Origin of the sequence: Stenotrophomonas sp. DDT-1 (assembly GCF_001580555.1) — a bacterium.
Classification (GTDB): domain Bacteria; phylum Pseudomonadota; class Gammaproteobacteria; order Xanthomonadales; family Xanthomonadaceae; genus Stenotrophomonas; species Stenotrophomonas sepilia.
Genome location: NZ_LEKR01000042.1, coordinates 13,666 through 37,313, shown reverse-complemented (window position 1 = coordinate 37,313; position 23,648 = coordinate 13,666). Strand labels below are relative to the sequence as shown.

19 protein-coding genes are annotated in these 23,648 nt (G+C 67.7%); 6 read left to right on the top strand and 13 right to left on the bottom strand.

Annotated elements, in window-relative coordinates:
• The 3 genes from AB839_RS17050 to AB839_RS17040 all read right to left on the bottom strand — a co-directional run.
• Positions 1–1,054, bottom strand: a 1,054-nt coding sequence (locus AB839_RS17050; protein ID WP_082783369.1) for an NADH:flavin oxidoreductase/NADH oxidase, incomplete at its 3' end; no start/stop codon positions are given.
• Between the two features lie 159 nt (positions 1,055–1,213).
• Complete coding sequence (locus tag AB839_RS17045) at positions 1,214–2,020, bottom strand: NAD-dependent protein deacetylase (RefSeq protein ID WP_061480274.1); 807 nt, start codon at positions 2,018–2,020, stop codon at positions 1,214–1,216.
• 43 nt (positions 2,021–2,063) lie between these two features.
• Entirely contained in the window at positions 2,064–2,465 is a 402-nt protein-coding gene (locus AB839_RS17040) for an acyl-CoA thioesterase (RefSeq protein ID WP_021203756.1), read from the bottom strand.
• A 90-nt stretch (positions 2,466–2,555) separates the two neighbouring features.
• Here AB839_RS17040 and AB839_RS17035 point away from each other — a divergent pair, with 90 nt between their 5' ends.
• A complete protein-coding gene (locus tag AB839_RS17035; RefSeq protein ID WP_061480273.1) occupies positions 2,556–3,191 on the top strand; it encodes a LysE family translocator in 636 nt (211 codons plus the stop codon).
• 106 nt (positions 3,192–3,297) lie between these two features.
• On the opposite strand, the gene AB839_RS17030 is transcribed toward AB839_RS17035, so the two are convergent.
• The 4 genes from AB839_RS17030 to AB839_RS17015 form a co-directional block, all read right to left on the bottom strand.
• Positions 3,298–4,317, bottom strand: coding sequence for a ribonucleotide-diphosphate reductase subunit beta (locus tag AB839_RS17030; protein WP_005420683.1), 1,020 nt, complete (start codon positions 4,315–4,317; stop codon positions 3,298–3,300).
• Between the two features lie 147 nt (positions 4,318–4,464).
• Positions 4,465–6,867, bottom strand: coding sequence for a ribonucleoside-diphosphate reductase subunit alpha (locus tag AB839_RS17025; RefSeq protein WP_061480272.1), 2,403 nt, complete (start codon positions 6,865–6,867; stop codon positions 4,465–4,467).
• A 638-nt stretch (positions 6,868–7,505) separates the two neighbouring features.
• Positions 7,506–8,606, bottom strand: a complete 1,101-nt coding sequence (gene zapE, locus AB839_RS17020; protein ID WP_061480271.1) for a cell division protein ZapE — start codon at positions 8,604–8,606, stop codon at positions 7,506–7,508.
• Entirely contained in the window at positions 8,603–9,274 is a 672-nt protein-coding gene (locus tag AB839_RS17015) for a CocE/NonD family hydrolase (protein ID WP_061480270.1), read from the bottom strand. Before AB839_RS17015 ends, zapE begins: the two co-directional genes overlap by 4 nt.
• 43 nt (positions 9,275–9,317) lie before the next feature.
• On the opposite strand from AB839_RS17015, the gene AB839_RS17010 reads away from it, so the two are divergent.
• On the top strand, positions 9,318–10,175 hold the full coding sequence (locus tag AB839_RS17010) for an EamA family transporter (protein WP_061480269.1): 858 nt from the start codon (positions 9,318–9,320) through the stop codon (positions 10,173–10,175).
• 223 nt (positions 10,176–10,398) lie between these two features.
• Here the strand turns inward: AB839_RS17010 and AB839_RS17005 are convergent, their stop codons facing one another.
• The 3 genes from AB839_RS17005 to AB839_RS16995 form a co-directional block, all read right to left on the bottom strand.
• Complete coding sequence (locus AB839_RS17005) at positions 10,399–11,841, bottom strand: ExeM/NucH family extracellular endonuclease (protein WP_061480268.1); 1,443 nt, start codon at positions 11,839–11,841, stop codon at positions 10,399–10,401.
• A gap of 209 nt (positions 11,842–12,050) precedes the next feature.
• A complete protein-coding gene (locus AB839_RS17000) occupies positions 12,051–12,569 on the bottom strand; it encodes a c-type cytochrome (RefSeq protein ID WP_005407662.1) in 519 nt (172 codons plus the stop codon).
• A gap of 219 nt (positions 12,570–12,788) precedes the next feature.
• Positions 12,789–13,406, bottom strand: coding sequence for a TetR/AcrR family transcriptional regulator (locus AB839_RS16995; protein ID WP_061480267.1), 618 nt, complete (start codon positions 13,404–13,406; stop codon positions 12,789–12,791).
• 158 nt (positions 13,407–13,564) lie between these two features.
• Here AB839_RS16995 and AB839_RS16990 point away from each other — a divergent pair, with 158 nt between their 5' ends.
• From AB839_RS16990 to AB839_RS16980, 3 genes are read left to right on the top strand one after another with little or no spacing between them, the layout of a single operon-like run.
• Positions 13,565–14,728, top strand: coding sequence for an isovaleryl-CoA dehydrogenase (locus AB839_RS16990; protein ID WP_014035590.1), 1,164 nt, complete (start codon positions 13,565–13,567; stop codon positions 14,726–14,728).
• A gap of 10 nt (positions 14,729–14,738) precedes the next feature.
• Entirely contained in the window at positions 14,739–16,349 is a 1,611-nt protein-coding gene (locus AB839_RS16985; RefSeq protein WP_061480266.1) for a carboxyl transferase domain-containing protein, read from the top strand.
• A gap of 26 nt (positions 16,350–16,375) precedes the next feature.
• Entirely contained in the window at positions 16,376–18,358 is a 1,983-nt protein-coding gene (locus AB839_RS16980) for an acetyl/propionyl/methylcrotonyl-CoA carboxylase subunit alpha (protein ID WP_061480276.1), read from the top strand.
• 19 nt (positions 18,359–18,377) lie between these two features.
• Here the strand turns inward: AB839_RS16980 and AB839_RS16975 are convergent, their stop codons facing one another.
• Positions 18,378–19,544, bottom strand: coding sequence for a putative peptide maturation dehydrogenase (locus AB839_RS16975; RefSeq protein ID WP_061480265.1), 1,167 nt, complete (start codon positions 19,542–19,544; stop codon positions 18,378–18,380).
• A gap of 138 nt (positions 19,545–19,682) precedes the next feature.
• Here AB839_RS16975 and AB839_RS16970 point away from each other — a divergent pair, with 138 nt between their 5' ends.
• Positions 19,683–19,979, top strand: a complete 297-nt coding sequence (locus AB839_RS16970; protein WP_005420725.1) for an NHLP-related RiPP peptide — start codon at positions 19,683–19,685, stop codon at positions 19,977–19,979.
• Positions 19,980–19,986: 7 nt separating this feature from the next.
• Here AB839_RS16970 and AB839_RS16965 read toward each other — a convergent pair whose 3' ends face one another.
• On the bottom strand, positions 19,987–22,479 hold the full coding sequence (locus AB839_RS16965) for a putative peptide modification system cyclase (RefSeq protein ID WP_241776798.1): 2,493 nt from the start codon (positions 22,477–22,479) through the stop codon (positions 19,987–19,989).
• A gap of 13 nt (positions 22,480–22,492) precedes the next feature.
• Positions 22,493–23,533 (bottom strand): GGDEF domain-containing protein, encoded by a 1,041-nt coding sequence (locus AB839_RS16960; protein WP_061480263.1) that lies wholly within the window; start codon positions 23,531–23,533, stop codon positions 22,493–22,495.
• Between the last annotated feature and the right edge of the window lie 115 nt (positions 23,534–23,648).

Genomic DNA, 23,648 nt, shown 5'->3' with positions numbered 1-23,648 from the left:
GGTACTGCGGTGCCGGTTCCACGCTGTCGCGCAATGCGGCAGCAGCGTGCCACGGCCAGCGCGGGTCGTAGAGGATGCCGCGTGCCAGCGCTACCGCATCGGCGTGGCGATGGCGCAGGATCGATTCGGCTTGCTCGGGCTCGGTGATCATGCCCACCGCGATCACCGGCATGCGTACCTTGGCCTTGATCGCCGCGGCGAACGGCACCTGGTAGCCCGGGCCGACGGTGATCTTCTGGCGCTCGTCCAGGCCACCGCTGGAAACGTGCAGGAAGTTGCAGCCGCGCGCGTCCAGCACCTGGGCCAGTGCTTCGCTCTGCACCAGATCCCAGCCACCCTCGACCCAGTCGCTGGCGGAAATGCGCACGCCCACGGCGATCCTGTCCGATACCGCCGCACGCACCGCGTCGAACACTTCCACGAGCAGGCGCAGGCGGTTCGGCAGCGAGCCGCCATAGCCATCGGTGCGGCGGTTGCTCAGCGGCGACAGGAACTGGTGCAGCAGGTAGCCGTGCGCGGCATGCAGTTCGATCAGCTCGAAGCCCAGGCGCTCGGCGCGCACCGCACTGGCGGCGAAGGCGGCGATCACCTCGGCGATGCCGGCCTCGTCCAGTTCCTGCGGTGCCGGATCGGCGGCATGGAACGGTAGCGGCGACGGCGCCACCGTGGTCCAGCCACGGGTATCGTCGACCGTCAGCTGGCCACCGCCGTCCCAAGGCCGGTTCACCGAGGCCTTGCGGCCGGCGTGGCCGAGCTGGATGCCCAACGGCATCGGCGACCAGCGGCGGACGCTGGCCAGCACCTGTGCCAGTGCGGCTTCGGTGCCATCGTCCCATAGGCCCAGGTCGGCCCAGCTGATGCGGCCGCGCGGTTCGACGGCGGTGGCTTCCAGGATCAGCAGGCCGGCACCGGACTGCGCCAGGTTGCCCAGGTGCATGGCGTGCCAGTCGCTGGCGCGGCCGTCCTCGGCGGAGTACTGGCACATCGGCGCGATGACGATGCGGTTGGACAGGGTCAGGGGGCCGAACGAGATCGGCGAGAACAGCTGGCTCAAGACGGTGATGAACGACGTAGGGGGTGCGTATTGCACCGCTGCGCGGCTCGCGGATCAACCATCTGGATGGATCGCTGTTTCGCGTGACCTGCAGCAGCCGAGCGTGCGCCCGGCTCTACAGAAGCCCTCGCCCCTGGTAGAGCCGAGCCCGTGCTCGGCTCAGCGCGCAGCCCACGTGGCCAGCGCTTCAGCGCAGTCCCGCTCATCCTTGAACAACAGCAGGTCGTCGGCTCGGGTGCGGCCTCGGTTCAGCGCCGCTACCGGCAACCCTGCCTTCGCGGCCGCCTGCACGAAGCGGAAGCCGGAAGAGACCATCAGCGACGAGCCCACCACCAGCACGGCGTCGGCCTGCTGCAGGTGATCGTGCACCGCCGCCACCCGTTCACGCGGCACGTTTTCGCCGAAGAACACCACATCCGGCTTCAGCAGGCCGCCGCAGTACGGACAATCGGGCACCACGAACGTGGAGAAATCGGTCTCCAGATCGGCATCGCCATCGGGCGCGATACCGGCATCCAGCGCATCCCAGCCCGGATTGGCCTCCAGCAGCCGCTGCTGGAAATCCTCGCGGCCACTGCGGCGCTCACAGCTCATGCAGCGCACCCGGTCCAGGCGGCCATGCAGGTCGATCACCTTGTGGCTGCCGGCGCGCTGGTGCAGGCCGTCCACGTTCTGGGTCAGCAGCAGCTGCAGCTTGCCGCGGCTTTCCAGGGCAGCCAGGGCCTGGTGGGTGCCGTTGGGCCGCGCCAGGCCGAAGCGCGGCCAGCCCAGCAGGCTGCGCGCCCAGTAGCGCTGGCGGGTGGCCGCCTCGCCCATGAAGGCCTGGTAGGTCACCGGCGGCGTGCGTTTCCACTGGCCGTCGGTATCGCGATAGTCGGGAATGCCCGAGGCAGTGCTGCAACCGGCGCCGGTCAGCACGAACAGGCGCTGGGCGTGGTCGATGAAGTCGGTCAGCGGCGAGGTCATGGCTGCCAGATGGGGGCGCCGCAGCGCCCGTGCAAGCGCCGGCTCAGGCGGCCGGCAGCGGCGGCACCGCGATCGGGTGGCCGTCCTCGTCCAGCGCGATCATCACGAAGTGGCCGCGGGTACACAGCTTGCGCTCACCGCTGTGCAGGTCCTCGGCGACCAGTTCCACCTCGACCTTCATCGAGCTGCGCCCGACTTCGACGATGCGGCCGATGGTTTCCACCATCTGGCCGATGCGGATCGGCAGCTTGAAGTCGACCTGGTCGCTGCGCGCGGTCACCACGGTGCGGCGCGAATAGCGGGCGGCGGCCAGGAAGGCGGCCTTGTCCATCCACGCCAATGCCTGGCCACCGAACAGGGTGCCAAGGTGGTTGGTGTGGTTGGGGAAGACGATTTCGGCCATGCGCACTTCGGTGGGCGGCACGGTTTCGGGGATCGGGGTCATGGGGGTGCTTCGGTGTGGGGTCCGTCAATTTTAAGCCAGGCCCCGTGCAGGCGACGCTACACTGCGCCACGCCCACCGCCAGGACCGCCCATGCCCGCACTTTCCGACCTGTTGGCCTTTGCGCTGGTTTCGCTGGCCATGGTGCTCACGCCCGGGCCGAACATGATCTACGTCATCTCGCGCTCGATCTGCCAGGGGCCGCTCGCCGGGCTGATCTCGCTGGGCGGGGTGGCGCTGGGCTTCGTGTTCTACATGCTGTGCGCGGCACTGGGCATCACCGCCCTGCTGATGACCGTGCCGTTCGCCTATGAGGCGCTGCGCATCGGTGGCGCGCTGTACCTGCTGTACCTGGCGTGGCAGGCGCTGAAGCCCGGCGGCCGTTCGCCGTTCGCGGTGCGCGAGCTGCCGCAGGACAGCCCGCGCAGACTGTTCACGATGGGCTTGCTGACCAATCTGCTGAACCCGAAAGTGGCGGTGATGTACCTGTCGCTGCTGCCGCAGTTCCTGCATCCCGATGGCGAAGGCAGCGTGCTGATGCAGTCGATCGTGCTGGGCTGCACCCAGATCCTGGTCAGCGTCAGCGTGAACGGCCTGATCGCGCTGGCCGCCGGCAGCATCGCCGGCTTCCTGGCCGCGCGCCCCACCTGGCAGAGGCTGCAGCGCTGGCTGATGGGCACGGTGCTGGCCGGGTTGGCGGTGCGCATGGCGGTGGAAGGACGGCGCTAGCGCTTTGTAGAGTCGAGCCATGCTCGACTCTACAAAAGCCAGGCGCGCAACAAAAAACCCCGGCATTGGCCGGGGTTTTTCGTTGCGACAGGCCTGACCGGTTCGATCAGAAGTTCATGTCGAAGGCGACTTCGCCCTGCACGCCGACCTGGTAGGCCGAGACGCGGCGTTCGAAGAAGTTGGTCAGTTCCTGCACGTCCTGCAGTTCCATGAACGGCAGCGGGTTGCGCACGTTGTACTTCTTTTCCATGCCCAGTTTGGCGAAGTGCTGATCGGCACAATGCTGCAGGTACTGGCGCATGTCACGGGTCGAGATGCCGGCCACGCCGCCGGACAGCACGTCCTCGGCGAACTGCACTTCGCATTCGATGGCTTCGGCCAACATGTCGTAGACCTGCTGCTTCATCTCGTCGTCGAACAGGTCCGGCTCTTCCTCACGCACCACGCGCACCGACTCGAAGGCGAACTCCATGTGCGCGCTTTCGTCGCGGAACACCCAGTTGGTGCCCGAAGCCAGGCCCGGCAGCAGGCCGCGCGAACGGAAGTAGTACACGTAGGCGAAGGCAGCGAAGAAGAACAGGCCTTCGATGCAGGCAGCGAAGCAGATCTGGTTGAGCAGGAACTGGCGGCGCTGTTCGCGGGTCTCGATGCGGGTCAGGTCCTGGATCGAGTCGATCCACTTGAAGCAGAAATCGGCCTTCTTCTTGATCGAGTCGATGTTCTCCACCGCCGAGAACGCCTTGGCGCGCTCTTCCGGGTCCGGCAGGTAGTTGTCGAGCAGGGTCAGGTAGAACTGCACGTGCAGTGCTTCTTCATACAGCTGGCGCGACAGGTACATGCGCGCTTCCGGCGCATTGAGGTGCTGGTACAGGTTCAGCACCAGGTTGTTGGACACGATCGAGTCGCCGGTGGCGAAGAACGCGACCAGGCGGTGGATCAGGTGGCGCTCGCCCGGCGACATCTTGCTGTGCAGGTCGGTGATGTCGATCTGGAAGTTGATCTCTTCCACCGTCCAGGTGTTCTTGATCGCATTCCGGTACATGTCATAGAACTGCGGGTAGCGCATCGGGCGCAGGGTCAGTTCAAAACCGGGATCGAGCAGCATCTGCTTGGGCTTGTCGGCCATGGGTGTTTCCTTGAATTCTCGGGTCAAAACGCCGGGCATGGCCCGGCGCTACCTTGGTGTTTCCGTGCTGCAGCCGAGCATGGATCGGCTCTACAGGTGCGAGGTGCTCGAGTGCCGACCAACGGTCGGCACCCACCGCGCGGTGTGTTACTGGCAGGCCTCGCAGGCTTCCGGGTTTTCCAGCGAGCAGGCGATGGCTTCGTCCGGGCTGAACACCTTGGCCGGTGCGGCGGCACTCACCGTGGTCTTGGCGATCTTGGTGGCCGGGCGCGAACGCAGGTAGTAGGTGGTCTTGATGCCCTGCTTCCAGGCGTACATGTACATGGAGGACATCGCGCCGATGTTCGGGCTTTCCATGAACAGGTTGAGCGAGGCCGACTGGTCGATGAAGGCGCCACGCTCGGCGGCCATGTCGATCAGCGAACGCATCGGCAGTTCCCACGCGGTGCGGTAGACCTCGCGCAGCGTTTCCGGGATCTGCGCCACGCCGGCGATCGAGCCTTCGGCCAGCTTGATGGCATCGCGCATTTCCGGCGTCCACAGGCCCAGCTTCTTCAGCTCGTTGACCAGGTAACGGTTGACCTGCAGGAAGTCACCGGACAGGGTCTCGCGCTTGAACAGGTTGGACACCTGCGGCTCGACGCACTCGTAGCAACCGGCGATCGAGGCGATGGTCGCGGTCGGCGCGATCGCGATCATCAGCGAGTTGCGCAGGCCGTGTTCCTTGATGCGCTCACGCAGGGCATCCCAGCGCGCGGTGTCTTCCGGCACCACGTTCCAGGCGTCGAACTGCAGTTCGCCGCTGGCGGCACGGGTGTCGTTGAACGACGGGTGCTTGCCGCGTTCCTGGGCCAGCTCGCAGGAGGTTTCCAGCGCGTGGAAGTAGATCGCTTCGGCGATCTTCTTCGACAGCGCGCGGGCTTCGGCGCTGTCGAACGGCAGGCGCTTGCGGAAGAACACATCCTGCAGGCCCATGCAGCCCAGGCCGACCGGACGCCAGCGCAGGTTGGCGCGGCGGGCGGTTTCGATCGGGTAGAAGTTCAGGTCGATGACGCGGTCGAGCTGGCGCACGGCCAGGCGCACGGTCTCGGCCAGCTTCTCGAAGTCGAACTCGTTGTGCTCGTCGAAGTGGTTGCCCAGGTTGATCGAACCCAGGTTGCACACTGCGGTTTCATCGTTGGAAGTGACTTCCAGGATTTCGGTGCACAGGTTGGACAGGTGGATCACGTTGCCCGGACGCAGGGTCTGGTTGCTGGCGCGGTTGCACTTGTCCTTGAAGGTCATCCAGCCGTTGCCGGTCTCGGCCAGCGTACGCATCATGCGGGCGTACAGCTTGCGCGCGGAGATGGTGCGGTTGGCCTTGCCCTGGGCTTCGGCCTGCAGGTAGGCAGCCTCGAAGGCTTCGCCAAACAGGTCGGTGAACTCCGGCACGACGCGCGGATCGAACAGCGACCATTCCTGGTCGGCCTCGACGCGCTTCATGAACAGGTCCGGCACCCAGTTGGCCAGGTTCAGGTTGTGCGCACGGCGGGCTTCGTCACCGGTGTTGTCACGCAGTTCGAGGAAGTCCTCGATGTCGGCGTGCCAGGTTTCCAGGTACACGCAGGCTGCGCCCTTGCGCTTGCCGCCCTGGTTCACCGCGGCCACGGACGAATCCATGGTCTTCAGCCACGGCACGATGCCGTTGGAGTGGCCGTTGGTCGACTTGATCAGCGAGCCACGCGAACGCACGCGGGTGTAGCTGACGCCGATGCCGCCGGAGAACTTCGACAGCTGGGCGATGTCGCCGTACTTGGCATAGATCGACTCCAGCGAGTCCTGCGGCGAGTCCAGCAGGAAGCACGAGGACAGCTGCTCGTGGGTGGTGCCGGAGTTGAACAGGGTCGGGCTGGACGGCAGGTAGTCCAGGTTGCCCATGCGCTTGTACAGCGCCAGGGTCTCGGACACGTCCTCGCTCAGCGCGCTGGCGATGCGCAGGAAGAACTGCTGCGGGGTCTCGATCACCTTGCGGGTGTGCGGATGGCGCAGCAGGTAACGGTCGTACAGGGTACGCAGGCCGAAGTAATCGAAGTTCAGATCCAGCGAGATGTCGATGGCGTCGTTGAGCTTGCGCGCATTGGTCTGCACGAAGTTCAGCAGGCGGTCGTTGATCAGGCCGACTTCATGGCCACGGCTGACTGACTGCGAGAAGGCGTAGATTTCCTGGCCCGAGACTTCCTTGGCAATGTAGTTGGCCAGCAGGCGCGCAGCGAGGCGGCCGTACTCGGGCTCTTCGCCAATCAGCAGGGCGGCGGTGCGGATGGACAGTTCGTCCAGCTCGCGGGTGGTAGCGCCGTTGTACAGGCCGGAAATGGTGCGGGTGGCCACGCGCATCGGATCGACGGCGTGCAGGCCTTCGGAGGAACGCTGCACCGCGCGCACGATCTTGTTCAGGTCCACCAGCTCGGTGGTCCCGTTGCGCTTGGTCACACTCATCGCGTTGGCCGTCGGCGGCGACGTCAACAGGAATTCGCTTTCCTTCTCGATGGTGGCGCTGGATTCGGTGCTCACGGCGTATGTCCTCTTGGCGTGATTGGGGGTGCTCGATGCATCGGGGTGACGCAACCCGGGACATGACGGCCCAGGATGGCAGGACGGCGTCGCAGGGGATGAGACCCTGCGCCTGCCACTGCCGTTGACGATCGCGGGAGGTATTGCTGCCAGCCCCCAGACCTGGGGTTGCTGCGACCGACGGCCACAAGATAGTGGGGGTAGTGGGGTCCGTCAACGCCAAATGTAGTGAAATTCGGCAATCCCTTGCGCCGCAAGGATCGTGCCATCGGCGCCCTGATCAGACGCTTCAGACCTGCCGGAACGGGCTGCGCAGTCAAGCCCGAAAGGCGTCATTGCGGTGGTACAACGCGCTGCGGAAACGGAACAATGACAGCTTCACATGACAGTGATGAAACTGGCTAGGGACAACCCTGTGGATAGGTGGTGGGCATCCGGTGGACGTCGGGATCACCCGCCGGGCAGCGACGCGAGGCCGCATGTGTCGGCCGGGCCGGATGGGCGCCGTTGGGAGCGCGGTTGCGCCCACCCGATAGCCGCGCCGTGCTGTTGTAGAGCCGAGCCCACGCTCGGCTGCTTTTGAATGATGTGCCGAAAAGCAGCCGAGCGTGGGCTCGGCTCTACAAACGGCACTACCCTCACGCCCGGTGCGGGGTGCCCAGGTACTCGGCGCTCTGCATCTCGATCAGGCGCGAGGCGGTGCGCTCGAAGGCGCCCTGCAGGCGCTGGCCGGTGTACAGCTCGACCGGCGAGGTGCTGGCGGTGCAGACCAGGTTGACGTGGCGGTCGTACAACTCGTCGATCAGGTTGACGAAGCGGCGCGCGGCATCCTCATTCAGGCGATCAAAGGCGGGAATGCCGCCCAGCAGCACCGTGTTGAACTCGTGCGCGATCTCGATGTAGTCCGAGGGCCCGCGCGGGCCCTCGCACAGCGCGGCAAAATCGAACCAGGCAATGCTCTTGCCACGGCCGCGCACCGGAATCTTGCGGCCCTCGATCTCGATGTTGCCGGGCTTGGCCGGCTGGCCGCCGCTCAGTTCGCTCCAGCGCGTGGCCAGCCAGTCGTCGCTGTCGGCGGCCAACGGTGCGCGGTACACCGGCGAGCGGGTCAGCGCGCGCATGCGGTAGTCCTCGGTACCTTCGGCGTACAGCTCCACGCAGAAGCGCTGCAGCAGGCCGATGGCCGGCAGGAAGCTCTCGCGCTGCAGGCCGTTGAGGTACAGGTTCTCCACCGCCGTGTTGGAAGTGGTGACCAAGGTCACGCCTTCGGCAAACAGGCGCTCCAGCAGCCGCGCCAGCAGCATCGCATCACCGATGTCGGTGACGAAGAACTCGTCCAGCACCAGCACGCGCAGGTTGCTGCGCCACTCCTGGGCGATCTTCGCCAGCGGGTCGCTCTGCCCCTGGTGCTCACGCAGGCGCTCGTGGACGCTGCGCATGAAGCGGTGGAAATGCGTGCGGTACTTCTGCTTGATCGGCAGCCCGTCGTAGAACAGGTCGACCAGGAAGGTCTTGCCGCGGCCGACGCCGCCCCAGAAGTACAGGCCCTTCACCGGCTCGGGCTTCTTCCAGAACGCGGACAGGCGGTCCAGCCAACCGTCCTCGGCACTGTCCAGCAGGCCCAGGTGGATGCGGTCCAGCTCGGCCAGCGCTGCATGCTGGGCCGGGTCGTCCTGCCAGTCACCACGGGCGACCCCTTCCGCGTACCGCTGCGACGGGGTCAACTCGGTTGCACTCATGCCGCCGCGCCCAACCAATGCTTCACGCCGTGGGTCAGTGCGCCGCGCAGGTCGATCAGCTTGCGGTGGAAGAAGTGGCTGGTCTCGGGCATGCGCACCAGCTCATGCGGGAACTCCAGCGTGTCCAGCCACTGGTAGACAGCCTGCGGGTCGACGATCTCGTCCTGCTCGCCCTGGATCACCAGCCAGCGCGCCGGCGGCACGATGCCATCGAAGTCCCAGCGGCCGGCCGGTGGCGCGATCGAGATCAGCGCTTCCGGCTGCAGCGCGGCAGCGGCCTTCAGCGACACGAACGAGCCGAAGCTGAAACCGGCCAGCCACAGGCGGTCGTGCGGGCGCTGGCTGCGCACCCAGGCGGCGACCGCCTTCAGGTCATCCTGCTCGCCCACGCCGTGGTCGAACTCACCGGCCGACGCGCCAACACTGCGGAAGTTGAAGCGCACCGTAGCGATGCCCAGCTCGCGCAGGGTGGTGGCGGTCATGGTGACCACCTTGTTGTGCAGGGTGCCGCCTTCGGTGGACAGCGGATGGCAGACGATGGCCACGATCGGCTGCACCGGCGCGTCGGCCTTGGGCAGGTCGACGACCACTTCCAGCGGGCCGGCCGGGCCATCCAGTTGGAGACAGGCGGTTTCGCCGGGGGCGACGGGGAACGAGGGCTTGTGCATGGCACCATGATACCGTCCCCCGCCCCTGCCCTGTGCCCGCCCCATGCTCTACCTGTCTTTGGCCGTGATCTGCAGCGTGCTGGTTTCGGTGGTGTTGAAGGTGGCTGGACGCCGCCAGCTGGATGTCGCGCAGATGGTCACCTGGAACTATCTGGTGGCGGCAACGCTCACCGCCGCGGTACTGCGGCCGCCACTCGATGCGCTGCGCGCGCCACATGCCCCGTGGCTGTCGTTGCTGGCGCTGGCGGTGGTGCTGCCGTCGATCTTCCTGGTGCTGGGCCGAGCGGTGGCGGTGGCCGGCATCGTCCGCAGTGACGTGGCGCAGCGCTTGTCGCTGCTGCTGTCACTGGCCGCCGCGTTCCTGTTCTTCGGCCAGACCGCCACGCCGTGGAAGCTGGCCGGGCTCGGCCTGGGCCTGTTGGCGATGGTGGCGATCAGCCTGCGCCCACGCGGGCCGGTGGTCGCGTCCTCGCCCGGCGGCTGGGGCTGGCTGCTGGGGGTATGGGCCGGGTTTGCGGTGGTGGACGTGCTGCTCAAGCAGGTGGCGCTGTCCGGCACGCCGTCGATGGCGGCGGTGCTGGCCAGCTTCAGCGTGGCCTTCGTGCTGATGCTGGCCCTGCAGCTGTGGCGGCATGCGCGTGGCCGCAGCCGGCTGGCCTGGCGGAACCTGGGCGCAGGCGCGCTGCTGGGCCTGCTCAATGGCGGCAACATCCTGTTCTATGTGCATGCGCACCAGTCGATGCCGGACAACCCGGCCACCGTGTTCGCAGGCATGAACATCGGCGTGGTGGTGCTGGGTGCACTGGTGGGCGTGTTTGCCTTCGGCGAGGCCACCACGAAGTGGAACCGTGCCGGTTTGGCGCTGGCGGTGCTGGCGATCGGACTGATCGCCTGGGGGTGAGCATTGGTCGCGGCGGGCCATTTCCGCGCCCGCGGAGGGATGTCACTTTTCTTTTCGCGCGAAAAGAAAAGTGACCAAAAGAAACGCGCCGCCAGCCGCGAGCCGGTGCTGTGCACCGGTACCCTGCGCTTCTCGGCTCGCTTGAAGGCGGACTGGAGGATAAAAAGCAACAGCAGGATCCGTGCCGATCAAGGTCGCTCCCAGAGCAGATCCCCGGCGAACCCTATCTGTCGAAACCCAGCAGCAGCGGGTCGTGGTCGGAGCTGCGCCACGGGCCCTGCACGTTGCGGCCCTGATAACCGCTGGCGTCCTGCTCATCGGCATTGCTGTGCCATTCGGCGGCACCGCGCAGGCGCCTGGCCATGCCCGGGCTCAGCAGCGCGTGGTCGAGGCGGCCGGTGTAGCCGTTGTAGACGTAGCTGTAGGGATGCTCGGCCTTGGCGACCTTGAACGCGTCCTGCCAGCCCAGGTCGTGCAGGGTGCGGATCGGGTCTTCCATCGCGTAGGCATTGAAATCGCCGAGCAGCACCGCGTCCTTTGTACCGGTACCGGTCGGATCCGTCTGCAGCCAGGCATGCAGCTGCTGCGCCGAGGTCATGCGGGTGGCGTTCCAGCAGCCCTGGTTGTCGTTGCGATCGGCGTCGGCGCCGCTGGCGTCGCGGCAGCCCTTCGACTTGAAGTGATTGGCCACCACCACGAACGGCGCGCCCTGCTTGCCCTGGAAGGCCTGCGCCAGCGGCACGCGGCTGTGCTCGACGAATGGGCCGCCGGTCAACGTAGCCGGCGTGCCGACCGGCTGCAGGCGTGAGCTGCGGTAGATGATGCCGACCCGGATCGGGTTGTCGCCGGGGCCGTTGCCGGCATCGACGAAGCGCCAGTCGCCCTGCGCGCCGCGGTCACGGTTGAGCGCATCGACCAGTTCGGCGATGGCCGACTGCGGGCCGTAGCCGTCGTTCTCCAGCTCCATCAGCGCGGCGACGTCGGCGCCCAGCGCGTTGACCGTGGCGACCAGCTTGGCCACCTGCGCCTTGTGCTCGTCCAGCGTGCGGGCGCCGCGCAGGGTCGGGAAGCCGCCGCCCTGGCCATCACCGTTGAAGAAGTTCTCCAGGTTGAAGGCGGCCACGTGCAGGCTGCCCGGCACCGTCGGCACCGCCGGGCGCCTGAGTTCCGGCAGTTTCAGCACACCTTCGACCTGCAGGCGCGGATGGCCCTGCGCGTCCATGCGCACGATGCCCTGCACGTCGCGCAGCTGCATGCCGGTGCGCAGCACGGGGCTGCCCGGCAGGTACGCCACGCTGGCGGGGTCTCGGGCATCACTGCCATCTTCCAGCACCAGGCGGCGGCGCTGGTTGTCGGCCATCACCTGCTCATAGCCGGCAGTACCCGGCGCGGCCACTTCGGTCGGCTGCCAGAGGCGACCATCGAAGGCTACGGTGAGCTGGCCGAAGCGCTCCAGGCCGTCGGTACCGGCCAGGGTCAGCGGTGCGGCGATGCGCACCCGCTGACCATCCAGCGCGCGCCAGTCGGCCGGCGCGGCGGTCAGCACCACGGTGGCGCTGCTGCGCGCGGCGGGCGCCGCGACCGGCGCGACCTGCGGCTGGGCCTGGGCAAAGGCGCTGGCCGGCAGCAGCAGGGACAGGGCAAGGGCGAGGGAACGGCGGCGCATCGACGGGCGACTCCATGGAAGAGGCGCACAGACTAACCCTGAAATGCGAAACGCCGCCTGCGCAGCGGGGGCATATGAGCGATCAGGCCTCGGTGGGCAAAGCTCAGTAGGTGGTAGAGCCGAGCCCACGCTCGGCTGCGCCTGGCCACACCGTGCGCAGAGCAGCCGAGCGTGGGCTCGGCTCTACAGGAAGCGGCGCGTTGCGGCGGCTATTTCAGGTTGCCCAGCATCCAGTCCACGGTGGCATGGATCTGTTCTTCGGTCAGTGCCGGGTTGCCGCCCTTGGGCGGCATGATGCCGCCGTCGGGGCCGGTATAGCCCTCGATGGCGTGCTTGTAGAGCGTGTCCTTGCCCTGCGCGATGCGCTTGTCCCAGTGCGAATGGTCCAGCGTCGGTGCCATGCCCACGCCGGTGGTGTGGCAGGCGGTGCACAGGTTGTCGAAGATCACCTTGCCATCCTTGGTGCCGCCGTAGGCCACCTGCGACGCGGCCTTGGCCAGCGCGGCGGCCTTGGCGGCAGCCTGCGCGGCGGCGCCGGTGCTGCCGGCGTAGACTGCACCGGTCGGCGAGATGCGCTGTTCGGTGCGTTTGGCCGCGGTCGGCGACACCTCGGGCGGAATCCGGGTGTGGATGTAGGCGGCAAGGAGGATGAGGCCGAGGGTGATGGTCGCCAGCAGCGCGATCACCATGGAGAAGCGTTTCAGGAACTCCAGATCGTAATTCCGCACTCTTCGTTACCCCTGGCTGATAGTCGTTGGACCACGGCTGAGCGACTGCGTGATGGGCCGAGTATAGAACGCACTTTGCGTGCGACAACAGGCGTCACTGCTGATGCGGCGCAGCATGCGGCCGTGGCCGCATGCGGGTAGCGCCGGGCCGTGCCCGGCGAGCGCGAAGCGCGGCAACAACGGTCGAGGATGGCAACAGCCGCCGGGCATGGCCCGGCGCTACCGGATTGCCGGGGCGCCGATCGCGCGCAGGCAGAAGCTGCAGATCGCATCCACCAGCGCGTCTTCGTCGCGGTGCGCTTCGCGGCTGGGTGCGGTCGGGCCGACCATCGCTTCGGTGAAGGCGCCGACCAGGCACGCAGCGGCCACATGCGCGTCCTGCGCCGGCAGCTCACCGGCCGCCACGCCCTCCTCCACCAGCCGCAGGAACACGTCGCCGAAGGCGCGACGACCGCGCATGCGCTCGGCTTCCACATCCGGGTCGACCGGTTCGACGATGAAGGCGTGCGCGAGCCCCGGCCCGGCCAGGGCACGGCGGACGAAGGCAGTGATCGCCAGCCGCAGCCGCTCGCTGGCCGCCTCCGGGCCACTGGCGATCCGCTCCATGATCGCGACCTCGTGGGCCACGGCGGCATTGAGGACTTCCACGAACAGCTCTGCCTTGGACGGGAAATGCCGGTAGATCAGGCCGGTGGACACCCCCGCCTGGGTTGCCACCGCAGTCACCGGGGCATTGCGCCAGCCGCCAGTGGCGACCAGCGCGCGGGTGGCCAGCAGGATCCGTTCACGGGCGCCCGCCAGGCGTTCTTCCATCAATGCAGAGCGTTTATAGGCCATGTTCTGATTCTAGTTTCAATTTTTGAATTCGTATTCACTTCTTACCCGAACCCCGCTACGCTGGGGCCATCGCCCGTGTGGGTGACGGTCCTGCAGACCGCCGCCCACTCCCCCGCCGGGTGCGTCCATTCCTGCCATCCCGCCGTGGAGCCACCACAATGCACGTGCCATCCCTGAACTTCGATCTTGGCGAAGACATCGACCTGCTGCGCCAGAGCGTGGCCCATTTTGCCGCCGCCGAGGTCGCGCCGCTGGCCGCCGAGGCCGATGCCAGCAACCAGTTCCCGCTGGCGCTGTGGCCGAAGCTGGGCGAACAGGGCCTGCTCGGCCTCACCGTGGAAGAAGCATACGGTGGCACCGGCATGGGCTACCTGGCCCACGTGGTGGCGATGGAGGAAATCTCGCGTGCCTCCGGCGGCATCGGCCTGTCCTATGGCGCGCACTCCAACCTGTGCGTGAACCAGCTGCGCAAGAACGGCAACGAAGAACAGAAGCAGCGCTTCCTGCCCGGACTGTGCAACGGCAGCCTGGTCGGCGCGCTGGCGATGAGCGAGCCGGGGGCCGGTTCGGACGTGGTGTCGATGAAGCTGCGCGCGGACAAGCGCGGCGACCGCTACGTGCTCAACGGCAACAAGATGTGGATCACCAACGGCCCGGATGCCGACGTGCTGGTGGTCTATGCCAAGACCGACATGGAGGCCGGCGCCAAGGGCATCACCGCGTTCCTGGTCGAGAAGGGCATGAAGGGCTTTTCCACCGCGCAGAAGCTGGACAAGCTGGGCATGCGTTCTTCGCCCACCTGCGAGCTGGTGTTCCAGGATTGCGAGATTCCTGAAGAGAACGTGCTGGGCCAGGTTGGCGGTGGCGTGCGCGTGCTGATGTCCGGCCTGGACTACGAGCGCGTGGTGCTGTCCGGTGGCCCGCTGGGCCTGATGGCCGCGGCCATGGACGTGGTGATGCCGTATGTGCACGAGCGCCACCAGTTCGGCGAGCCGATCGGCAGCTTCCAGCTGATCCAGGCCAAGATCGCCGACATGTACGTAGGCCTGGGTGCCTGCCGCGCGTATGTCTATGCCGTGGCACGCGCCTGCGACCAGGGCCGCACCACCCGCCAGGACGCCGCCGGTGCCATCCTGTACGCCGCCGAGAAGGCCACCTGGCTGACTGGCCAGGCGATCCAGATCCTCGGCGGCAACGGCTACATCAACGAATACCCGACCGGCCGCTTGTGGCGCGATGCCAAGCTGTATGAGATCGGCGCCGGCACGTCCGAGATCCGCCGCATGCTGATCGGCCGCGAACTGTTCCAGCGCACCCTGTAAGGCCACCGCGATGACCGTATTGAGCACCCAGCTGCAACCGGGCAGCGAAACGTTTGAAAGCAACCGCGCGGCCATGCAGGCCGTGGTCGACGACCTGCATGCCACCCTCGCCCGCACCGCGCTGGGTGGCAGCGAAGCCGCACGCGCCAAGCACACCGCGCGCGGCAAGCTGCTGGTGCGCGACCGCATCAACGCCCTGCTCGACCCCGGCAGCGCGTTCCTGGAAATCGCGCCGCTGGCCGCGCACGGCATGTACGAAGACGCCGTGCCGGCCGCTGGCGTAGTGGCCGGCATCGGCCGCGTGAGCGGCGTGGAATGCGTGATCGTGGCCAACGATGCCACGGTCAAGGGCGGCACCTACTACCCGATGACGGTGAAGAAGCACCTGCGCGCGCAGGAGATCGCCGAGCAGAACCACCTGCCGTGCATCTACCTGGTCGATTCCGGTGGCGCGTTCCTGCCGCTGCAGGACGAAGTCTTTCCCGACCGCGACCATTTCGGCCGCATCTTCTACAACCAGGCCAACCTGTCGGCGCAGGGCATTCCGCAGATCGCCTGCGTGATGGGCAGCTGCACCGCTGGTGGTGCCTATGTGCCCGCGATGAGCGACGAGACGGTGATCGTGCGCGAGCAGGGCACGATCTTCCTCGGCGGCCCGCCGCTGGTGAAGGCGGCCACCGGTGAAGTGGTGACGGCCGAGGAACTGGGCGGTGCCGATGTGCACACGCGCATCTCCGGCGTGGCCGACCACATGGCCGACAACGACCTGCAGGCGCTGGCACGGGTGCGCGCGATCATCGCCCAGCTCAACTGGCGCAAGCCGGAACCGGCGATGGCGGTGCAGGCCAGCGAAGAACCGCTGCTGCCAGCGCACGAACTGTACGGCGTGATCCCGGCCGATACGCGCAAGCCCTACGACGTACGCGAAGTGATCGCGCGACTGGTGGACGGCTCGCGCTTCGACGAATTCAAGCCGCGCTACGGCGCAACGCTGGTCACCGGCTTCGCCCATCTGAACGGCTACCCGATCGGCATCATCGCCAACAACGGCATCCTGTTCTCCGAGTCGGCACTGAAGGGCGCGCACTTCATCGAGCTGTGCACCCAGCGCAACATCCCGCTGGTGTTCCTGCAGAACATCACCGGCTTCATGGTCGGCCGCAAGTACGAACAGGGCGGCATCGCCAAGGACGGGGCCAAGCTGGTGATGGCGGTGGCCTGCGCCAAGGTACCCAAGTTCACCGTGGTGATCGGTGGCTCGTTCGGTGCGGGCAACTACGGCATGTGCGGCCGCGCCTATTCGCCCAACTTCCTGTGGATGTGGCCGAACGCGCGCATCGGCGTGATGGGTGGCGAACAGGCCGCCAGCGTGCTGGCCACGGTCAAGCGCGATGGCATCGAGGCCAAGGGCGGCCATTGGCCGGCAGCGGAGGAAGACGCGTTCAAGGCGCCGATCCGCGACCAGTTCGAGCAGCAGGGCCACCCGTACTACGCCAGCGCGCGCCTGTGGGACGACGGCGTGATCGATCCGGCCGACACCCGCCGGGTGCTGGCGCTGGCGCTGTCGGCCAGCCTCAACGCCGCCCCGCAGCAGACGCGCTTCGGCGTGTTCCGCATGTAACCCGTGCCATGACCGAGCCTGTTGCCATGTTCACCAAAGTCCTGATCGCCAACCGCGGCGAAATCGCCTGCCGCGTCATCGCCACCTGCCGCCGCCTCGGCATCGCCACCGTGGCGGTGTATTCCGATGCCGACCGCAACGCACGCCACGTACGCCTGGCCGACGAGGCCATCCACATCGGCCCGGCCGCCGCGCGTAAGAGCTACCTGCGCGGCGACGCCCTGCTCGACGCCGCACGCCTGACCGGCGCGCAGGCGATCCACCCCGGTTACGGCTTCCTGTCCGAGAATGCCGACTTCGCCGATGCCTGCGCCGCCGCCGGCGTCACCTTCATCGGGCCGCCGGCCAGCGCGATCCGCGCGATGGGTGACAAGAGCGCGGCCAAGGCGTTGATGGCCAAGGCCGGTGTGCCACTGACGCCGGGCTACCACGGCGACCAGCAGGAGCCGGCGTTCCTGCGCGCGCAGGCCGATGCCATCGGCTACCCGGTACTGATCAAGGCCAGCGCCGGTGGCGGTGGCAAGGGCATGCGCAAGGTCGAACGCAGCGAGGACTTCGTCGATGCACTGGCCAGCTGCCAGCGCGAGGCCGCCTCGGCATTCGGCAACCACCATGTGCTGGTCGAGAAGTACGTCGAGCGCCCGCGCCATATCGAGATCCAGGTGTTCGGCGACAACCACGGTGATGCCGTCTACCTGTTCGAGCGCGACTGCTCGGTGCAGCGCCGCCACCAGAAGGTGCTGGAAGAAGCGCCCGCCCCCGGCATGAGCCCCGAACGTCGTGCGGCGATGGGCAAGGCCGCGGTCGATGCCGCGCGCGCGGTGGGCTACGTCGGGGCCGGAACGGTGGAGTTCATCGCCGGCCCTGACGGCGATTTCTACTTCATGGAAATGAACACCCGCCTGCAGGTCGAGCATCCGGTCACCGAGTACATCACCGGCACCGACCTGGTGGAATGGCAGCTGCGCGTAGCCTCGGGCCAGCCGCTGCCGCTGCGCCAGGAGCAGCTGGCGATCCACGGCCACGCCATCGAGGCGCGGCTGTATGCCGAAGACGCCGACCGTGGTTTCCTGCCGTCCACCGGCCTCCTGCGCCGCCTGCGCCTGCCGGCGCCGTCGACTCATGTGCGCGTGGATACCGGTGTCGAGGAAGGCGACAGCATCACGCCGTACTACGATCCCATGATTGCCAAGCTGATCGTCTGGGACGTGGACCGCGACGCCGCGCTGCGCCGCATGAGCCAGGCCCTGGCCGACTGCCAGGTAGTGGGCGTGACCACCAATGCCGGCTTCCTGCGCCGCCTGGTGAACACCGATTCGTTTACCCACGCCAAGCTGGATACCGCGCTGATCGAGCGCGAGCAGGCCGCATTGGCCCGGGTGGGTGACAGCGATGATGCGCTGTGGCTGCTGGCGGCGGTGGCCGCCGTGGCCACTACTGCAGGTGCAGCCAGCGACGCGCGCGACCCGCATTCGCCGTGGCAGGCGCAGGACGGCTGGCGCCTTGGCGCGCCCGCGCCGCGCGTGCTGCCGCTGCAGCAGGGCGAATGCCGGCACACGCTGAAGGTGTGGGCGCAGGCCGATGGCTGGCGCGTGCAGTGCGATGACGCGGCACCCGTGCAGGTGATCGGCACCGCCGATGTGCGCGGGCTGGCGGTACAGCTGGGCGGGCGCCGCTGGACACTGCAGCTGCTGCGCGAGGGTGACCAGCTGTACCTGTTCGGCACCGACGGCCAGCACCGTTTCACCCTGCATGATCCGGTGAGCGAATCGGACCACGCCGTGGCCGATGCCGGCAGCCTGCTGGCACCGATGCCCGGGAAGATCGTGGCCACGCTGGTCGCCGCCGGTACCGAGGTCAAGCGCGGCACGCCGCTGGTGGTGCTGGAAGCAATGAAGATGGAGCACACCCTGCAGGCGCCGGCCGACGGCACGGTGAAGGGCTACCGCGCCAAGGCCGGTGACCAGGTCAACGACGGCGCGGTGCTGGTGGACTTCGAAGCGGCGTGAACGCCGGGGCGACGGTCGCTCAGCGGTCGTCGCCCGCCGTCACCCGACCAGCGGGATCGAATTCGGCCGTGTCCAATGTGGCACTGCGCCAGCCCAGGCCGCAGATGGCCATCGCGCTCTGGCCGATGCCATCGAAGCCGAAGGCGCGATCGACATCGGCATCGTTGATGGCTGCGGTGACGAAGGCGGCCAGGCCGCGCTCGGTCGCGCACAGGTACAGCAGCTGCGAGATGTGGCCGACATCCAGCGTCACCGCACGATGCGCCTTGGCGTGGTTGCGGTACTTCCAGAAGCAGCGGTCATAGCGCGGCGCCAGCACCAGCAGCGCCGGTGCATCGGCGAACCACGCCTGACCGGACAGCATCCGCCGTGCCAGCGCGGGCAATGCATCAGGCGGCGGCGAGGGCAGCGGCAGCACGGCGTGCTGCACCGGGTGGTAGTGGTACAGGCCCGGTGCCAGTCCTTCCACGTTCTGCACCAGCAGGAAGCCTTCGGTGGGATGCAGGCCGCCACCGGAAGGCACGTTCTTCTTCAGGAACTCGGTATCGCGCTCGACCTTCTGCACCGCGTGCGCCATCAGCGTGCGTTGCAGCACCTGGGCCAGCAACGGCAGCGGCAGCGCGCGCTGCGGGTCGAAATTGCGGCAGGTGGTGCGGCGCGCCAGCAGTGCGTCGAACGCGGCCTCTTCGCTGCGCGGCAGCGGCTGGTAGTCGCCCTGCATGGGCTGCACCACCGGCGGCGGCGGCCCGAGGCGCTGGCGCAGGCCGGCAGCGGTGTCCAACCCCTGCCGGCGCATGTCCTCCACGCTGTCCACGGCCTGCCAGCGTGCATGGCGATGGGCCAGTGCAGCCAGCGGCCACCACTGGCTGCGCCGCAGCGCCTCGTCGCGCAGCTGGTGCCCCACCTCGCTCGGCGGGTCGGTCAGCAGCAGGCCCTGCTCGACCAGGCGGGCCAGCATCGCCGGGGAGGCATCGGCGGGCGGTTCGCTCCAGCGGTGCGCGCTGAGCTCGCCCAGCAGCTGGCGCTCCTCGGCATCCACCGGCAGTGGCTGGTCCAGATGCGCGGCCAGCGCCACCCAGCTGATCTGGCTGTCCATCTCGGCGTGGCCGGCCAGCATCGCGCGCAGGTCCAGGGTGACCGCCTCGCGGGGCTCGAACATCAGGCTGGCGCAGCGGCGCAGGCGCATGGGTTTCCTTCCTTCTGCCGCACAACCGGCATAGCAGCAACGACCGCGGCGCGGCCAACTTTAGCGATGTGCACAGCGCGGCCCTCAATGGCAGGCTGTCGCGGCCGATACGAGAAACTCCACTTACGGACGATCCCCATGAGCACCCATCCCCGCCTTTCCGCCGCAGACGCCAGCCTCCTGCTGGACCACCTGATCGGCAATGACGACTTCCGCAGCCACTTCACCGCGTCGCCTGCCAAGGCGCTGGCCTCGATCGGGCTGGACGGTGCCGTTGGCGAGAACGACTGCATGAAGATCGGCACCCTGGCCTCGGTCGAAGAGCTGAGCCAGGTGCGTGACGGGCTGCAGGCCCACCTGTCCGGGTCGGTGGCGGCCATGACCGTGGTGTTCTGCTTCGAAGCCGGCAAGGTCGGCGAGCGCATCGACGGCTGACCCGCCATCAGGGCGCGCCGGCCGTGGCCGGCGTAGCCCACGTGGAGACGTCATGCACGTTCAGCGGTTGCCACACCTGCAGGGCGGTGACCTCGGCAATGGCCTGGCCGCGATGCTGGGCCAGCCAGGCCTGCTGGCGGCGTACCGCGGCTTCATTGCCCTGCGCTCGCAGCGCGAGCAGCAGCACGACGTGCGCCTGCACCGGCTCGCTGCCATCGAGCATCGGCTCGATCAGGGTGCGGGCAGCCTCGGGCCGCTGCATCTGCAGTTCGTCCATGGCGCTGACGATGCGCAGCCAGCGGTCCGCGACCGGACTGCGCAGGCTGCGCAGCAGGGGCCGCTGCTCGTCCAGCCAGCGCCTGGCCAGTTCGAACTGGCCCTGCCGCTGCGCCAGGTGGACCAGTGCCAGCCATTGCAGGCCACGGGCATGCAGCATGGGATCATCACGCTCCTGCAGCATCGGCTGCAGCAGCGCCGCAATGGCCTGCAGCCCGGCACGGTCAGCGCTCGGGCACAGCGCCGCCACGCTGGCGTGCTGCAGGCGCTGCTGCACCTGCAGGTCGATCAGCGTCGGCGCCGCTGCATCTTCGCGTATCGCCTGCTGCATGGCCGCGCAATCGCGCTGCGCAGCAGCCAGCAACAACTGCGCACGCAGCTTCATCCGCTCCTGCAGTCCATCACTGGCGTGGATCTGCGGCAACAGCTGCGCGGCCTTCGCGTACTGTCCCTGCGCCACCAGCACATCCACGCCGGTCTCATCGGCATCATCGCGACCGCGCAGGACCTGCGCCTGGGCCAGCGTTTCGGCAGCGAGCTGCGGTTGGTTGGCAGCGATCTGTATCCGCACCAGATGGACCAGCGGATACAGCCGCAGCGGATCCTGCGGTACTGCGGCCGCACGCGCATAGGGTTCGGCCTCGCTGAACTGGTTGGCCTGCAGCAGGTACCAGGACGTGTTGGACAGCCCCGCGAACGAATCCGGATAGACCTTGGCCAACGTGCGCCATTGCTCCAGCGCCCAGCCACCCGGCTCCAGCTCGGCCATCCAGGCCTTCAGGTACAGCCGCTCGCGTGGCGGCAGCCGATCCTGCAGGTCCAGCGCATGCTGCATGGCTTCGCGTGCACGCCGCCCTTCCTCGACGCGCGCATGCAGTTTGGCCACGCCCATGTAGGCCAGGGCGAAACCGGGATCGATATCGATCGCCGCCTGGTAAAGGTTGCGCGCCTCCTCGAAGCGACGCTGGCCCAGTGCACTCTCCGCCAGCGCGAATGCTCGCAGTGCGCGCAGGTCCTGGGTCGATGCCCGCGGCAGCGGCAACGACTGTTCCAGGCTCGCCACCGATTCGCCCAGTCCGCGACGCAGGCGCCCGACCACGTCGTCCACCGCGAACACCATCTGGTCGGATCGATCCACGGTGGCGGTGAACGTCTGGATCACCTGGCCGCTGCCGGGTGCGGCGACATCGATGGCCAGCTCGTAGCCACCGATCTTCTGCCGCACCGTCGGCAGCAGCACGGCGCGCGCGCCTTCCCGCACCGCCACGTTGGCCGCGGTATCGCGGCTGAGCCGGGTATCGCCCGAGAGCCGCGCCATTTCCAGGCTTTCGCGGATCTTGCCCTCCGACAGCACGTTCACGTAGCGCGATTGCTCCAGCGCGATCCGGATCGCGTGCCGCATCGAGTCGTCGAAGATCGGGTCGCCGGTGAGGTTGTCGACATCACCGAGCACCACCCAGTCGCGCTCGGCGAACGCGATCGCCGGTTCCGGCCGCAGCAGCAGCCAGCCGCCCAGCACCGCCACCGCCAGCACCAGGCCTTCGGCGGCCAGCACCAGCGGCTGCCGCCACAACGGCAGGTCGCGGCGGGCCTTGGCATTGGCACGCGGCATGCGCAGCGGTGCGGAGCCGATCTCGCCCACTTCGATCACTTCCTGTACCACCGGCACGCCCTTGAAGCGCCAGCGCCCGTGTGACTTCCACAACAGGCGCGTGCCGCGCTCGCCCAACGCATCGGTGGCACGGCGGGTCAGCGATTCGGCTACCGCCGACAACAGGATCTGGCCGGGCCGGGCCAGCATCATCAGGCGCGCCGCCATCGGCTTGGCCAGGCCTTCCACTTCCATCGACTTGGCGCCGGCGCGGACTGCCTCGGCACTGTTTTCCCAGGTCAGCACGTCGCCCACATGCAGGCCGGCACGCGCGCGCAGTTCAATCGCACGCTGCTGGCCCAGCGCATGCAGTTCACGCTGGTAGTCCAGGGCGAAGCCCAGGGCATCGATGGCGCGCTCGAACAGCATGAACAGGCCGTCCGAACGATCGATCAGCTGGCCATTCCAGCGGTGCTGCAGCACCAGCACCAGGCGGTCGTGTTCCTGGAACAGGCTCGCCGCCGCCACGTCGCCGATCCGCTCGACCAGCTGCAGCGAATCACACAGATCAGTGAACAGCAGGGCGCGTAGCTGTGGGCTATGCGGGGCTGACGTTCCGTTGTCGCCATTCATCGCCTGCATCTCCCTATTGGCCGTCCGGATCATCCACCCAGCGCAGGCAGTTGCCGCCATCACGCTTGGCCCGGTACAGCGCCCGATCGGCGCTGGCATACCACTCACTCCAGCCCGCGTCGGCATCCAACAGGCTGGCTCCGATGCTGACCAGGCTTACATGCGGCGTGCCGTGACTGCGCTCGAGCAGGCCGTGCACCGCGCTGAGGATGAACTCGGCAGCGTGCTGCACGATCTCGCGGTTGCCACGGCGCAGCATCAGGCAGAACTCATCGCCGCCAAGCCGGCAGGCCAGATCCTGTTCGCCAGCCATCGAGCGCAGGATGTTGCCCATGCTCTGCAGCACGCGGTCGCCGGCCTGGTGGCCGTGGCGGTCGTTGATCTGCTTGAAGCGGTCGCAGTCGATCAGCAGCAGCGCCTGTGGCGGCCCCTCGGCACGCTCGCGGCACTCCTGCAGGTACAGGGTGAGGCCACGGCGGTTGTGCAGGCCGGTCAGTTCATCGGTACGCACCAGCTCGCGGGTGTGGGTCAGCTGGTGGGTGGTGATGTAGAGGTTGTCCAGCGCGGTTTCCAGATCGTGGTTGCGCCGGCGCAGCTGGCTGATCAGGGCCTGTTCGTTGGCCAGCACGCGCATGATCGTGCGGCGCAGGAAATAGGCCACCAGGCCCGGATTGGATTCGACCAGCCGGTGGAAATCAGCCGGCCCCAGTTCCAGCACATCGCAGTCGACCAGCGCGCGCGCGCTCGCGCTGCGCAGGTGGTCGCCGACCAGCAGGCCCAGTTCTCCGAAGAACTCATGCTGCCCGAGTGTCTTGATCACCAGGTCCTCGCCGAAGTCCAGTTCGATCTGGCCTTCGAGGATCACATACATGCGCTCGCCGCGGTGACCACGCTGGAACAGCCACTGTCCGGCACGGAGCTTGCATGCGCGGGCGAATCTGGCAAACAATGCCACCTCGGCATCTGACAACAGCGCGTGCACGATCTCGGCCATCGCCACCCGGGCGATACCTGTCGTCACATCACTGTTCTCGGCCGCACCCCTGCCGGTCATTCCCTGCACCCGCCGCCAGCGTCCCCTGGTGAGCCGCGGAGCATAGCACCGCTTTAAAGTGTGCGCCCTATCTCATTTTGACCGCTCTGCCGATCTTGATTGATGTGAAGATCGG